Here is a 14,000-nt window from a genome sequence, read left to right as displayed (position 1 = left end):
GATCAGCGCCTCCTCGAACCGGACAGAAACCGCGAGACACCGGGTCGTTTGACACCTCTGGAAAACGGCTGCTCGGGCTTGTAAGGCGCAGCTTCAGCTGGCGCCTGAGGAGCTTGCGCGGCAGGAGCCTGTGGCGCGGCTGGTGGTGATGCAGGCGGTGGTGGAACAGGAGGCTGTGACCACACGGGCACCGACGGACTGCTCTGCGGAGCCGGCGTGGCCGGTGGCACTGGCGGTCTCGCCGGTTGGCTGGGTTTTTGCGGCGATGCCGCCGGGGCATGACGGAACCCCATGCGCACCGGATCTCCAACCATATCCTCGTCCTGCGGCGCAGCGGCAACAATCGGCACGCCCTGCGTCCCGGCAGCAACGCGGCCCTTTGACGGCGCCCCCTGCCCCGGCTCGGTCGGGATCGAACTTGTCCGGCGCTCTCCGATCCGGCCAACGCTGTCCGTGAGGCTCTCCGGAATATTTGCCCTGTCGCCGCCACCGCCAGAAAGGCTGGACTGGCGCGCGGCATCGGCGCTGATCGGCCACCCGGCTTTCTGGCTGGCAACCTGACAGCATTCAATAAGGGCCGCGTTCTTGGCGAGCCTGCGATGCGGTTTCATGTCCCCATCGCGATAGGCATTCAGGATCCTGAGTTCTATCGGGTTCATGCCGACAGCCTCGGCAACCTTGTCCATATGGCACTCAATGGCGAAGTCGACGCCGGTAATGCCGAAGCCGCGCATGGCCGTTGCCGGCGTCCGGTTGGTGAAGACGCAAAAGACATTTGAGGCGACATTCGGGATCGAATAGGGACCCGGGATATGGCCGGTACACTTGATGATGGCGTATGAGGACAGCCGCGTATAAGCGCCGGCATCGAAGAAACCGGTAAAGGCGCGCGCCAGGATCCTTCCATCACTGGCAATGCCGTCCTTGATCCGCCAGCGCTCCGCACCGCGCGGTGCGCCCACCTGCATTTCCTCCGCGCGGTCCCACATGAACTTGACGGGCCGCCCGGTCAGGACGGCTCCCAGAACCGAGAGCGGTTCCACGATGCTGTCGACCTTGCCGCCGAAGCCGCCGCCCACCGTACCGCCGACGAAATGCAGTCTCGACGATGCCATATTCAGGAGCTTCGCCGTGGTGCCGAGGGAGAAGAAAAGCGCCTGGGTCGAGGTGTAGCAAACGAAGCGGTCGTTGGTTTCCGGTGCTGCAATTGCACCGCAGGTCTCAATCGGAGCCTGTTCGATGGGCGACATCTGGTATTCGCCCTCAACAATGTGATCTGCTTCGGAGAACCCTTTTTCGATATCCCCGAAGCGCAGTTTCTGGTGATCGTAGCGATCGTGATAGTCGAAGGTGTTGTTGGGATAGACCTCATTGACGACAGGCGCGTCCGGTACCAGCGCCTCTTCCGGATCGAGCACATGCGGCAGGACCTCGTAGTCGACCCTTATGGCCGCACAGGCAGTCCGTGCCTGACCTTCCGTCTCGGCGATCACCGCGGCGACTGGTTCGCCGACATAGGCAACCTTGGTGTCCTGGATGAGTTTTTCCTCATCCTTGCCGAAATTGATCAGCGACAGCAGCGTGTTCAGGTTGTTCGGAACATCGCGTGCCGTCACGACACGAACGACACCGGGCATGCGTTCGGCCTGAGAGGTGTCAATGGACCGGATGCGGGCATGGTGATGCGGCGAACGCACACACCGCATATGCAGCAAACCGTCGAAGAGGTGATCGTCATAGTAGGGCGAGCGGCCCGTGACGTGTCCCAGAATATCCTGGCGGCGCGTCGGTTTACCGATTTCCTGCAGGTTGTCGTCCCGCTCATCGGCAAAGAGATCTTTTCTGAATTCAACCGAAGACATCAGCTGGCCCTCCTGACGGGCTGACCGCTGGCTGCCATGATGGCGTCGATGATCGGCTCATAGCCTGTGCACCTGCAGATGTTGCCTGAGATTGCCTCGACAACTTCCTCCCGGCTCGGCCTGGGCGTTCGGTCCAGCAGTGCCTTGGCCGCCATCAGCATGCCTGGCGTGCAGTACCCGCACTGGGCGGCGAAATTTTCCATAAACGCTTCCTGAAGCGCATGAAGATCGGGGCCGTTCGCGAGACCGTTCGTGGTCTCGACACTTTGGCCTTCCACGGTTTCAGCCAGCGTCAGGCAGCTCAGGCGCGGCTCTCCGTCGATAAGAACGGTGCAGCTGCCGCAGGTTCCCTGACCGCAGCCATATTTGGGTGACAGATCCCCCACGCCTCGGCGCAGCAGATCAAGGAGGTTCTGGCCTTCGTCGGTGAACACCGCAACGGGAGACCCATTCAGCTGAAACTGGACCGGACGTTTCGTCATTATCTGCCTCCCTCACCCAAAAGCAGGCGTTTCAGATGAACCGGCGCGACCTGAGTCCGGTACCAGCCGGACGCAAGTGGATCATCCGGTGGATTGAGCCCCTGCGCTGCAGCTGCTATTGCGCCGCTGATGCTGTTCGCATCGAGTCTCACCCCTTCGAGAGCAGCTTCAACGGCCTTGATCCTGACGGGTGTCGGCGCCATTGCGCCGTAGGCAACGCGTGCCCCGGCGATCCGCCCGGCGCGGCGCGGAAGCCATGCCGCCAGGCTCATCAGAGACACGCCCTTCGGCTTGACCCGGCTGACTTTCCGGAAGCGGAAGTCGTCCCCAGCCGGCCTTGCGATGGAGACCGATTCGACCAGGCGCCTTTCACTGCCGCGCGCGGCGAGCAGGGTCTCCAGATCAAGATCACTGCCATCCGACATGCGCAGCCGCGCATCAAGCGCAAGCAAAGCAACAGCAAAGTCGCCATAGGGGTGAGGCGCGAAGATATTACCGCCGACGGTCGCCATGTTGCGGACCGCGGGACCGCCCACCTGACGGGCAACGGTATGAAGCGCAGCACAATCCGAGGATCTAAGAACGTCACCCATCGTCGCAGCCGCACCCAGGACGATACGGTCACCTTTGGACCGGATACTCCGCAGGCTATCCTGGCTGCGCAGGCGCACGATTTCAGAAATCTGCTGGTCACCATAGTTCACGCCGCGCATCACGAGGGTTCCTCCCCCGAGATAGACAGCTTCGCGCCCGACGCCTGCTGCGGCCTCCTGAAGCGTATCGACTGTCGTTACCGTAACCATTCGCTACGCCTCCACACCCATATGTTCTGCAATTGCCTTGAAACCGGCGACGTAGATGTCATCGCCAACCAGCGAGGCCAGTTCCTTGTCCCGCCCGGCGGGCGTATCGAACCGGCTCTCCCATTCCCACACGGTCCAGTCCCCGTCGGTTACCGGGAAGAGCCGGACATGTGCGACGTAATTGAAGAGCGGAACCGGCGTATCGAGCAGGCAATAGGAAAAAGCCTGTTCCAGATCGGAGAGTGTCAGCAGTTGCTCGCGCAGTTCCGAGCCATCCTGCAGCCGGAACCGGCGGACCGCGCCGACCCTGTCCGAGCTCTCACCCCGTTCCATCTGGCTTGTTGTGACAGCGGGGTGCCAGCGGTCGTGGCCGTTGAAGTCGCGCAGGATCTCCCACACGGCGTCAACCGGTGCCTTCAAAACTGTACTGCGGACAACCTTGACCACGACCTTGCCGCCTTCGCCTACTTGAACTTCATGTCGTTGGGATCGAACGTGGTGACCTGTGCGTACATCAGTCCGTCGCGCGTCACATATGCATCCGCGCCCTTGTAGGGCTCAGCAAGAAAATCTGCTTCCACGCGCCAGGACACGTTCACCGTGTCGCCGATTGTCTTCACTTTTTCTGCAATGAAAGTCGCGCCCTTGAAGCCGCCTTCTTCACGCGGTTTACAGAAACCCGCAAAGACGTCGCCGATGTTCCTGCGGCCTTCGATCCATACACCGTTCGGCAGGATGAAGAGCACTTCTTCGGGATACTGGGCCATCAGCCGGTTCCAGTCGCAGGCATTGAGCGCGTCGATATGTTCGAAGGTCACACGCTCGGCGTTAGGCTGCATCACGAGCGGTGGCAGATCCTGTGCCGAAGCCGCGGTTGTGCAAAGGGCGAACCCCAGTGCGCCCAAGATAGTCCGGTATGTCATTGTCCTTCCTCCTCTTTTGACAACGAAACCTTGCGTTCAGCCCCCAAAGTGCCTCTTCAGCGCGTCGAAACCTCCCTGAAAAACATTGCTGCCAATCCCGGTGACCAGGTCGTCCTCGTTTTCTGCGCTGCATTCAAATTCCGCGGACCACTCAATGAAGGTACGATCGCCTTCCGTGACGGGTGTCAGCCGGAGTGTCGCTATGTAGTCGCTGAGCGGCATCGGCCCCTCGAGCATTGAGTAGCTGTAGAAAAGGTCGTAGTCGGACAGCCCAAGCAGCTGCTCGCGGATATTGTCCCCGTTCTGCAGATTGAAGTTGCGGATGCAGCCGATCTTGTCTGCGGGCAGAGCGTCTTCAATCCGGCTCTCGCGAATCCGCGGATGCCATTTCGGCAGGCCGTTGAAGTCGCGGATCCGCTCCCAGACCTTTGCGGCCGGCGCATTGATCACGGAAGAGGTATAAACGCGGGCCATTATTTGCTCTCCTTCGAAGAGCCGGACCCCTTGGGCTTGTCATCCGCTTTCAGCCGCTTCATTTCATTGGCCGCGCGCGTCATGTCGTTGGCCGTACGCATCACGTCAGACTTGGCCAGGTTCGAGCCGTCGATGCCGATATCGCTCAATAGGCTGTCGACCATCGGCGCCTGGACGCGGTAACGCAGGGCCGAGTTGATGACCTCGTCCGTCGGGCTGCCGCCTCCGCCGCCACCGCCACCGGTGGCCGCTCCGTTGCCGTCCGCCCATCCGAGACCGGCCGCACCGTTGCCGCCGAGCTGCATGATCTTGATATCGTTGATCTTCTCCAATGGCTTGACCGACGCGGCGACAATGCCTTCGACGTGCTCGAGCATCTTGCGCTTGAAGAGGGAATGACGGGCGCTGTCCGTAAGCACGTTTTCCGCCTCGTTGATGAGCTTCTGAGCTTCGGCTTCCACTGCCTTGCGAATGCGCTCGGCTTCCGCCGCGATGCGTTTTTCCTCCGCATCCTTTTCGGCCAGAACCACGTCGACAGACTTGCGGCGCGTGGCAACTTCGGTTTCCTGAGCCGTCTTGACCTTTTCCGCCGCTTCGGTAGCGCGCGCCCGTGCAGCCTCGGCCTCTACGGCAGCTGCGCTTTCATCAAGCGACTTCTTGTAGAGCTCGATTGCCTTGTCCATCTGGGCGCTTTCGACAGATTTCTCGCGTTCGATCTCCAGACGTCTGCGCTCCGTCTGATGACCGATGCGGGCATCGTCGAGGCCACGTTCTGACGCAATCTGCGCGCGTTCGATCTCTTCCTGGCTGACGATTTCGGCTTCGCGCAATGCCTGGACGCGGGCGATCTCGAGCTGCTCGAGCACCTTTCTGCGCTCCAGCTTCTTGGCGTCGATTTCCTGCTCGGCGAGGATCTTTTCCGCGTCGATGGATTTCGCCTTGGCAACCCTTGCCGCCTCGACGGCCTGATCTGCCGCCACCTGGGCTTCGTCGATCGCCTGGTTGCGGGCAATTTCCAGGGCGCGGATCTTTTCGTCCCGCGCGATCTTTTCCGCCGTCGTTTCCTGTTCCCGCGCAATCCGGACCTGTTCGACAGTACGTCGGGACGACACTTCCGCCGTTTCGATCGCTTCGGTCTTTTCGATCTCGCGCGTGCGGATTTCCGCGTCCTTTGCGATCTCGGCCGTACGGACCTTGTTCTCCTGCGCGATACGTGCAGCTTCCACCAGTTCCTGAGCGGAGATATTGGCGACATCGACCGCGCGGTTGCGGGCGATTTCGCGCTCTCTCAGATCCTGCTCGTATGCGATACGCTCTGCCGCGACTTTCTTTTCCTTGGCAATGCGTGCCGCTTCCGTTGCCTCGATCTTGGCAATTTCCGCCGCCTCGATGGCCTTTGCACGGGCGACGTCGCGTTCGCGTGTCGTTTCTTCGCTCTCGATCCGCTGCAGCGTGATCTTGGCTTCCTGCGCGATCCTTGCCGCATCGACGGCTTCGCGCGCGGCAATCTCGGCTTCCTCGACGGCCTTGTTACGCGCGATCTCGAGCCCGCGGGTCTCCTGTTCGAAAGAAATGCGTTCGGCCGCAATCACCTTCTCCTGGGCAATCCGCTTGGCTTCCGTTGCTTCCTTGGCGGCGATATTGGCCGCATCCAGGGCTGCCTGGCGGGCAACATCGCGCTCGTCGGTCGCTTCCTGCGCTGCAATGCGCTCGAAGGAGAGTTGCTTGTCCTGGGCGATCCGTGCCTTCTCAACGGCTTCACGTGCGGCGATCTCTGCTTCATCGATCGCCTTGTTGGAGGAAATTTCAAGGTTCCGGATACGCTCTTCCTGGGCAATCCGGGTCTTGTTGGTTTCCTCGCGCGCGGCGATCTGGGCGATATCGATCTCGCGCTGGCGTTCAATCTCCAGTGCGCGGGTCGCCTGTTCGGAGGCAATGCGCTCGGTGGAGAGGGCCTTTTCGCGCGCGATACGTGCCGCTTCTGTCGCCTTCTGGCTGGCGATCTCCGCCTCTTCCAGAATTTTCTGACGCTCGATTTCAAGGCGGCGGGTTTCGCGGTCGGCCTCAATACGCGAAGCGTTGACCGTCTGCTCCTGTGCGACCCGCAGTTTTTCAGCCGCCTCGCGCGAGGCGATCTCGGCCTGCTCTACCGCGAGATTGCGGGCGATTTCCCGCTCGCGGGTCGAGCGTTCGAACGTAATCCGCGCTTCCGTGACGGCTTCTTCCTGCGCGATCTTCGCCTTTTCGATCAGCTCACGCGCGGCGATATCCGTCTCCTCGATCGTCTTCCTGCGTTCGATTTCGAGAGCTTCCGTTTCGCGATCCTTGGCAATGCGCGCCTCGGTCAGCGTCCGTTCCTGAGCAATCCTCGCCTTTTCCACCGCTTCCTTGGCGGCAATGTCGGCGGCTTCCGTCATCTGCTGCGTCTTGATGCGCTCTTCGGTGAGGTTCTTTTCCTGGCCGATGCGCGCTTTTTCGACGGCCTCACGCGTTACGATTTCCGCTTCGTCGATGACCCGCTGCCGGTCTATTTCCTTCTGGCGGACTTCCTTTTCCGAAGCGATCCGCGCCTCGGAAATCAGCCGTTCGTTTTCAATCCGTGCCGTTTCGATTGCTTCGCGGCTCAAAAGCGATGCCTGTTCGGCTTCTTTCTCCCGCTCCGCACGCTCCCGGACGAGATCCGTGTGCTGCTGCGCGCGGCGGAATTCAATCTCACGTTCCTGCTCCAGGCGCGCATTTTCGCTTTCACGTTCAATGTCGAGCACCTGCTTTTCCGCTTCCAGATTGCGCGAACGGATGCGGATCATGGAATCCTGCTCGATGTCGTTACGCAGTTTCCGGCGATCTTCGATTTCACGGATAACGGTTGTCAGGCCTTCGGCGTCAAACCGGTTGGAGGGATTGAAATACTCGATACCGGTCTGGTCGATGTCGGTGATGGCAACGCTTTCCAGCTCCAGCCCGTTCTTGTCGAGCCCGACCTGAGCCGCTTCCAACACCCGGTCGACATAGACATGCCGGCTTTCGTGAAGCTCCTCCATCGTCATTTCGGAGGCGACGGTTCTCAGCGCCGAGACGAATTTACCCGACAGCAAAGAATGGATGCGCTCCGGTTCCAGCGTGCGCCGCCCAAGCGTTGACGCCGCCAGGCTGACCGCAGTTTTCGTCTGACCGACGCGGACGTAAAACTCCGCATCCACGTCGACGCGTAATCGGTCTTTCGTGATGAGCGCGTCTTCCTTTTCGCGTGTCAGCCCCATCTGTAGCGAATTCATGTTGACCGGCGTGATGTCGTGGATGATCGGCCACACAAAGGCGCCGCCGTCGATCACGACCTTCTCGCCCAGGAACCCCGTTCGCACGAAGGCAACTTCCTTGGTCGAGCGCCGGTAAAGCCAGTGCATCACCCAGTAGAGAATAAAAACAACAATGACCGCGAGAATGAGCCAAAGCACCAATTGCCCGATGAGCTGACCAGCCATGATCGATCCTCCCACCCCGGCTCAAGAGCCGCGGATTTCCTTGAATTTTTTGGTTTGTTCGACGAGCGCGATTTCTGTCGGCAAACGCTCCATTGACGATGCGCCGTAGAAGCCGTGGCAGTTGCGCGTATTCTTCAAGACGAATTCTGCGTCCTCGGGCATGGCGACCGGGCCGCCATGGACCAGAACGACGGCGTCCGGATTGACCGCCAGTGCTGCAGCGGACCATTCATCGACAATTGCCGGACAGTCTGAGAGCTTGAGCGAGGTTTCAGCGCCAATGCTCCCGCCCGTCGTCAGGCCAAGGTGGCAGACGATGATGTCCGCACCGGCCTTTGCCATCGCCGTCGCATCCTCAGTGGAAAAGACGTATGGCGTCGTGAGCATGTCCTTCTCGTGCGCCATCGCAATCATGTCCACTTCGAGCTGATAGGACATGCCGGTTTCCTCCAGGTTAGCCCTGAAGTTGCCGTCGATCAGGCCGACGGTCGGAAAGTTCTGAACGCCTGAAAATCCAGCGGACTTCACTTCATCAAGGAACTTGTCCATCAACCGAAACGGATCCGATGCGCACACGCCTGCCAGAACCGGCGTGTTCTTCACGACCGGCAGGACCTCGCCGGCCATTTCCATCACCACGGAGTTGGCATCACCGTAAGGCATCAAACCGGCGAGGCTGCCTCGGCCCGCCATCCGGTATCGTCCGGAGTTGTAGATGACGATCAGGTCAATCCCGCCAGCTTCCTCGCCCTTTGCCGAGAGCCCCGTGCCGGCACCGCCACCAATGATCGGCTCGCCGCGTGCGATCATCGCCCGGTACTTTTCGACAAGCTGTTTGCGTTCAAACATGGTCAGTCTCCTGCTGCACGGCTGCGCCGGCTGGAATGGAAGCCGCGGAAGGTTTCGACGATCAGGTCGGCAAATTCCGGGTCGTTGATGTTGTGGGGTACCCTGATCAGCCTGCGTTCGCTGGTCTGACGGACGGTGTCTTCGAGAGATCGGAAAAGGGCCTCGTCGGCGGCCGGGTCGTGGAAGGCCATGCCAGGTGCATCCAGCAGAGAAACTCCGCCTTCCGGCAGGAAGAACCGCACGGGACCTGTCATCTCGTTGAGCCGCGATCCGATAAAGCGGCCCATTTCGATATTCTCATCGACGGTCGTGCGCATCAGCGTGATCTGCGGATTGTGCTCGTAGAAAAGCCGGCTGCGATATTTTTCAGGCACTGTTTCGGGCGCATTGAAATTGACCATGTCGAGCGCGCCGCATGCTCCGATATAGGGAAGGCCTGCCCGGATCGATGCGCCGAACCTGTCTTCGTTCGCAGCGAAAACACCACCGGCGACCATGTCGCAGATTTCCGTTGTCGTGAGATCGATAACGGCTGACAGCATGCCGCTGTCCATAAGCTTCTCCATGGAACGCCCGCCGACGCCGGTGGCGTGGAAAACCAGGCAGTCGAAATCACTCTCGAGCGCAGCCGTCACTTGCTGAACGCATGGGGTGGTCACGCCGAACATGGTCAAGCCGATTGCAGGCTTGGCGTTCTGGACCGGCTTGCGCTTCTTGCGGGCGCGCACTGCCCCTGCAAGCGCACCGGCCCCGTTGCCGAGGACTTCCCGGGTGATCGAATTCAGTCCCTGCACGTCCGCAACCGAGTGCAGCATTATGATATCGGACGGGCCGACATATTGTTCCACGTTGCCGCTGGCGACCGTAGATACGATCACCTTCGGGATGCCGACCGGAAGCGCCCGCATGGCTGGGCTCACAAGCGCCGTGCCGCCGGAACCGCCCGCGGAAATGACACCCGCTACATCGGTCTGCGCCCGCATCCATCGCTCAAAAGCGAGGGTCATGCCGGCAACCGCGGTACCCCGGTCGCCGGTGAAGACACCATTGGCGCCACGTGGGTGAAAGGCAGCGACCGCGTGTGGCGGGACTTCCGCGCCGGACGGTTTCCCGCTAGTCGACAAGTCCACAAGGCGAACCGTCAGGTCCTCGGCTTTCAGCACATCGCGAATGTAGCGCAGTTCCTCGCCCTTGGTGTCGAGCGTTCCGGCGACATAGACCATTGCTCCACCGGATGTCCGCTGTGCATAGAGCGGCGTGACATTCTGTTGTGCCGTCGCGGCCACAGACGTGCTTGTCCGGGAGGTGTTTTCAATGACACGGACGGGCACAGGCCGCGACCAGCGTGTCGGCGTTTTCGGGTTGGAGAGGTAGATCCGTTGGACATGCGGTGATGACGGCACGGCCTGATCCGGCTCCTGATCGCGAACCGGAACCGGTGTTTCGTCGTGGGCATGGCGACCGACACCCAGGAGAGCCTGTTGCAGGTCCCGATCGGACGCCAGTTGGGACGACGGCAAGATGCGGTTGATGCGGCCATTGACCATGATCGCGACCTGATCGGCAACCGCGCAAGCAACACCTATATTCTGCTCAATCACCAGAACGTCGATATCGCCTTCTTCGCCAAGGCGAACCAGCATCTCGGCGACCTGATTGACGATCACGGGCGCAAGCCCTTCCGTGGGCTCATCCATGACCAATAGTCTCGGATTGAGCAGCAGGGCCCGGCCGATCGCCAGCATCTGCTGTTCACCGCCCGAGAGCTGTGCGCCGCCGTTGCTGCGCCGCTCCGCCAGTCTGGGGAAGACTGAATAGACCCGCTCCGGTGTCCAGGCACCACCACGCCTTGCAACCAGTTTCAGGTGTTCGTCGACGGTCAGCGATCTCCAAAGACGCCGCCCCTGCGGCACATATCCAATACCGAGACGCGCGATTTCTGCAGGACCGAGCCCCGACAGATTGCGACCGGACAGGCTGATTGAACCGGACGCAACAGGGACGAGACCCATGATTGCCTTGCAAGTCGTCGTCTTGCCCATACCGTTGCGCCCGACAACGGACAGGACGCCATGGTCAAGCGTCAGATTGACGCCTTGGAGTGCGTGCGACTGACCATAGAAAACGTTGAGATCCTTGATCTCCAAGGCGGGGGATGAACGGTCAGCCATGGCCAAGCCCCTCCTCTCCGCCCAGATAGAGCGCCTGTACTTCCTCGTCGTCTTCGATTTCTGCCGGTTTGCCCTCTTTGAAGATCCGGCCGTTATGCATCATCGTGACTGACTCAGCGACGCGCAGGGCGACATCCATGTCGTGTTCGATGATGATGAAACCCATGTGCCCGGGCAATCCGGTCAGAATTTCGATAAGCTCCTGCCGCTCTGTCGGCGAGAGCCCGGCCGCAGGTTCGTCAAAGAGAATGAACCGCGGTGCTCCGGACAGCGCCATGGCGATTTCCAATTGCCTTTGCTGTCCGTACGAGAGTTCCGAAACCTTGGTGTCCCGCGATTCATCCAGATGCACCACATGCACAAGGTTCTCGGCGCTCGCCATCAGCGCATCGTCCCGGCGGGGTCGAATGAACGAGAACCGTCCGCGTGAGACACCGCAGCACGCGAGATAGACGTTGTCGAGAACCGAAAGGCCGGTGAACAGAAGCGAGATCTGGTAAGTCCTGCGCAGTCCGCGCCGAATGCGCTCCTGTGCCGGGAACGCAGCCACTTCCTCACCGAAAAACCGGATCGAGCCCGTTGTCGGCGCGAAGTCTCCCGTGATGCAATTGAACAATGTGGTTTTTCCGGCGCCATTCGACCCCAGCACCGCGCGCCGTTCGCCGGGCTTGACGATCAGGTCGATATCAGAGAGTGCGGTCAATGCGCCAAACAGCTTGCTGACGCCGCGCAACTCCAGCGCATTCGCCGTTCCGGTAACACTCAGCCGGTCAGAGACAGATGTGCTGGGGGCGTCGAGGAGCGTCACAGGCGATCCTCACTTCTGTCCAGAAGGGGATCGCGCTTGCGGTATTCCTGCCAACGATCCCATAGCCCCAGCAAGCCGTCAGGTGAAAAGAAGACGATCGCCAGGAAACCAAGCCCGATCAGCAGCTGAAACCGTTCGCCGCTCAGGCCGACCGACAGCAACACGTCGATGGCAAAAGTTTTCAGGAGCACGTAGATGAACGCGCCGATGAACGGTCCGATCGGGCGGCTCATTCCGCCGATGACCGCAATCACGAGAATATCGATGGCAGGACCGATCCCGGCCGTTCCAGGGGAGATCTGGGCGGATTGCCAGGTCAGCAAAATGCCGCCGGTTCCGGCGATCAGTGCAGCGAAGGCATAGGCCGCGATCCGGTGGGCGTTCACGTTGTAGCCGAGCGCCGCCATCCTGCGGGGATTGTCGCGCACGCCTTGCAACGCAAGACCGAAGGGAGCGCGCGATATGTAGAGCACTGCAAAATACGAAACTGCCGCCCAGAACAGTGTCAGGTAGTAAAACGGAATACTCTGCCGCCAATCAACGCCGAACAGATTTGGTGGCAACACTCCGTTAAATCCGGAAAACCCGTTGAAGACGGCGTAGTTCTGACGCGTGAAGTAGAAGAACGCCGCTGCCACCGCGAGCGTGATCATGATCGTGTAGATACCTTCGGTGCGCACGGCGAGCGAACCGACGATCGTGCCGAACACGATCGCAACCATCAACGCAAGGGGAATGGCGATGTACCAGGGCCAGCCCAGACTGATATCCGTGATCGCACTATCGCCAAAGATCGCGACCATGTAGCCGGCGAGGCCCGCCACTGACATCTGCACGAGGCTTACCATCCCGCCATAACCGCCGAGGAACATCAGGCTGAGCGAGATCATGCCGAGAATGAACGACCAACCGAACACCTGGTAAAGCGTGAACTCGCTTGCGAAGGCCGGCATGATCAACAGGGCTATGCAGACAACCCAATAACCCGCCGGGATCCGCTCGAACCAGTCCCGCTCACGTGCATCGCGCACCTTGTTTGCCGGGGTGCCTTCAACCAACGCCATGGATCACGACCTTCCCATAAGGCCCTGAGGACGGAAGGCTAGCACCAGAACCATGATCAGGAATGTGAGCACGACCGCATAAGTCGGGAAGTAAACCGAGCCGAATTGTTCCGCGAGGCCGATCAGAAGTGCACCAAGGGCGGCGCCAGTGATCGAGCCCATGCCGCCGACAATGACGACGACAAGCGAAGCCAGGAGAAACCTGATGTCTTCTCCCGGGGCGACGGACTGGAACGTGCCTCCAACAACGCCCGCAATCCCGGCAAGACCTGCGCCGAAGGCAAAGACGCCGACAAAGACCAGCTGAATGCGCGCGCCGGTCGCCGACAGCATGTCACGATCATCGACACCGGCCCGGATCATCATGCCGATCTGTGTCCGGTTGAGGATCAGCCACATGGCGACGCCGATGACGACCGAAGCCAAAAAAATCACCACCCTGACCACCGGATACTTCAGGTAAATCAGTTCGCCCGACGAGCGCTTCACGCCCGTCACCAGCAGTGTTTCCATTGGTCCACTCAGCCAGCTGGGTGGGGAGATATTGTAGAAATCTCCGCCGAACCCCCAGAGCATCAGGTCCGCCATGACGATGGAAATACCGATCGTGACGAGCGTTTGCCTGAGATCCTGACCTTCCATCCGGCGGAAGATGAATATCTGCATGAAGATGCCGACGATCGCGACGAGAACAAAGGCAACGGGAAAGGCAAGAAGCCAGTAGCCGGTGGAACTGGCGACGAAATAGCCGATGTATCCGCCGAGCAGATAAAGCGAGCCGTGGGCCAGATTGACGTTGCGCATCAGGCCGAAAATCAAAGTAAAGCCGCTGGCCACAAGGAAATAGAGACCACCGAGTGTGATGCCGTTGAAGACAGCGTTCAGGAACACCTTCTTGCGGCCGATGACATCTACAAGCTCTTTCGGCCATACGGCAAAGATCAGCCAAATGAAGACCGCAACTGCCAGCAGTATGATGATCGTCCAGACCGGATGCTTTGATGCGAAGTCCCTCATGCGAAGCTCCTGCATCCTTCACCGGTTGTCTGACCGACAAAGTCATGTCGCATCTTGCGACGCCC

12 protein-coding genes are annotated in these 14,000 nt (G+C 60.3%); all 12 read right to left on the bottom strand.

What is annotated here, in order from left to right:
- Positions 1 to 2: 2 nt before the first annotated feature.
- From ABVF61_RS18730 to ABVF61_RS18675, 12 genes are read right to left on the bottom strand one after another with little or no spacing between them, the layout of a single operon-like run.
- Entirely contained in the window at positions 3 to 1,862 is a 1,860-nt protein-coding gene (locus ABVF61_RS18730) for a xanthine dehydrogenase family protein molybdopterin-binding subunit (RefSeq protein ID WP_353995051.1), read from the bottom strand.
- A complete protein-coding gene (locus tag ABVF61_RS18725) occupies positions 1,862 to 2,344 on the bottom strand; it encodes a (2Fe-2S)-binding protein (RefSeq protein ID WP_353995050.1) in 483 nt (160 codons plus the stop codon). The genes ABVF61_RS18730 and ABVF61_RS18725 overlap by 1 nt, the downstream gene beginning before the upstream one ends.
- Positions 2,344 to 3,147, bottom strand: a complete 804-nt coding sequence (locus ABVF61_RS18720) for an FAD binding domain-containing protein (RefSeq protein ID WP_353995049.1) — start codon at positions 3,145 to 3,147, stop codon at positions 2,344 to 2,346. The genes ABVF61_RS18725 and ABVF61_RS18720 overlap by 1 nt, the downstream gene beginning before the upstream one ends.
- 3 nt (positions 3,148 to 3,150) lie before the next feature.
- The gene (locus tag ABVF61_RS18715; protein WP_353995048.1) at positions 3,151 to 3,594 is read right to left on the bottom strand and encodes an SRPBCC family protein; all 444 of its coding nucleotides are present in this window, start codon (positions 3,592 to 3,594) and stop codon (positions 3,151 to 3,153) included.
- Between the two features lie 17 nt (positions 3,595 to 3,611).
- On the bottom strand, positions 3,612 to 4,070 hold the full coding sequence (locus ABVF61_RS18710; RefSeq protein ID WP_353995047.1) for a nuclear transport factor 2 family protein: 459 nt from the start codon (positions 4,068 to 4,070) through the stop codon (positions 3,612 to 3,614).
- 36 nt (positions 4,071 to 4,106) lie between these two features.
- Positions 4,107 to 4,544 (bottom strand): SRPBCC family protein, encoded by a 438-nt coding sequence (locus ABVF61_RS18705; RefSeq protein ID WP_353995046.1) that lies wholly within the window; start codon positions 4,542 to 4,544, stop codon positions 4,107 to 4,109.
- On the bottom strand, positions 4,544 to 8,026 hold the full coding sequence (locus ABVF61_RS18700) for a flotillin family protein (RefSeq protein ID WP_353995045.1): 3,483 nt from the start codon (positions 8,024 to 8,026) through the stop codon (positions 4,544 to 4,546). Before ABVF61_RS18700 ends, ABVF61_RS18705 begins: the two co-directional genes overlap by 1 nt.
- 21 nt (positions 8,027 to 8,047) lie before the next feature.
- A complete protein-coding gene (locus tag ABVF61_RS18695; protein ID WP_502949977.1) occupies positions 8,048 to 8,875 on the bottom strand; it encodes a phosphoenolpyruvate hydrolase family protein in 828 nt (275 codons plus the stop codon).
- 2 nt (positions 8,876 to 8,877) lie between these two features.
- Positions 8,878 to 11,046 (bottom strand): ABC transporter permease, encoded by a 2,169-nt coding sequence (locus tag ABVF61_RS18690; RefSeq protein ID WP_353995044.1) that lies wholly within the window; start codon positions 11,044 to 11,046, stop codon positions 8,878 to 8,880.
- A complete protein-coding gene (locus ABVF61_RS18685) occupies positions 11,039 to 11,854 on the bottom strand; it encodes an ABC transporter ATP-binding protein (RefSeq protein WP_502949976.1) in 816 nt (271 codons plus the stop codon). Before ABVF61_RS18685 ends, ABVF61_RS18690 begins: the two co-directional genes overlap by 8 nt.
- The gene (locus tag ABVF61_RS18680; RefSeq protein ID WP_353995043.1) at positions 11,851 to 12,918 is read right to left on the bottom strand and encodes a branched-chain amino acid ABC transporter permease; all 1,068 of its coding nucleotides are present in this window, start codon (positions 12,916 to 12,918) and stop codon (positions 11,851 to 11,853) included. The genes ABVF61_RS18685 and ABVF61_RS18680 overlap by 4 nt, the downstream gene beginning before the upstream one ends.
- Before the next feature lie 3 nt (positions 12,919 to 12,921).
- The gene (locus ABVF61_RS18675) at positions 12,922 to 13,935 is read right to left on the bottom strand and encodes a branched-chain amino acid ABC transporter permease (RefSeq protein ID WP_353995042.1); all 1,014 of its coding nucleotides are present in this window, start codon (positions 13,933 to 13,935) and stop codon (positions 12,922 to 12,924) included.
- Positions 13,936 to 14,000 lie beyond the last annotated feature (65 nt).

The sequence above is a fragment of the Roseibium sp. HPY-6 genome, assembly GCF_040530035.1.
Classification (GTDB): Bacteria; Pseudomonadota; Alphaproteobacteria; order Rhizobiales; family Stappiaceae; genus Roseibium.
This window is presented reverse-complemented; position numbering and strand designations above follow the sequence as displayed.

Bases quoted from the DNA above. Each gene is read 5' to 3' on its own strand.
- ABVF61_RS18710 (WP_353995047.1), bottom strand. From the start codon at position 4,070: ATGACATACCGGACTATCTTGGGCGCACTGGGGTTCGCCCTTTGCACA.
- ABVF61_RS18675 (WP_353995042.1), bottom strand. From the start codon at position 13,935: ATGAGGGACTTCGCATCAAAGCATCCGGTCTGGACGATCATCATACTG.
- ABVF61_RS18695 (WP_502949977.1), bottom strand. From the start codon at position 8,875: ATGTTTGAACGCAAACAGCTTGTCGAAAAGTACCGGGCGATGATCGCA.
- ABVF61_RS18680 (WP_353995043.1), bottom strand. From the start codon at position 12,918: ATGGCGTTGGTTGAAGGCACCCCGGCAAACAAGGTGCGCGATGCACGT.
- ABVF61_RS18705 (WP_353995046.1), bottom strand. From the start codon at position 4,544: ATGGCCCGCGTTTATACCTCTTCCGTGATCAATGCGCCGGCCGCAAAG.
- ABVF61_RS18725 (WP_353995050.1), bottom strand. From the start codon at position 2,344: ATGACGAAACGTCCGGTCCAGTTTCAGCTGAATGGGTCTCCCGTTGCG.
- ABVF61_RS18730 (WP_353995051.1), bottom strand. From the start codon at position 1,862: ATGTCTTCGGTTGAATTCAGAAAAGATCTCTTTGCCGATGAGCGGGAC.
- ABVF61_RS18690 (WP_353995044.1), bottom strand. From the start codon at position 11,046: ATGGCTGACCGTTCATCCCCCGCCTTGGAGATCAAGGATCTCAACGTT.
- ABVF61_RS18700 (WP_353995045.1), bottom strand. From the start codon at position 8,026: ATGGCTGGTCAGCTCATCGGGCAATTGGTGCTTTGGCTCATTCTCGCG.
- ABVF61_RS18720 (WP_353995049.1), bottom strand. From the start codon at position 3,147: ATGGTTACGGTAACGACAGTCGATACGCTTCAGGAGGCCGCAGCAGGC.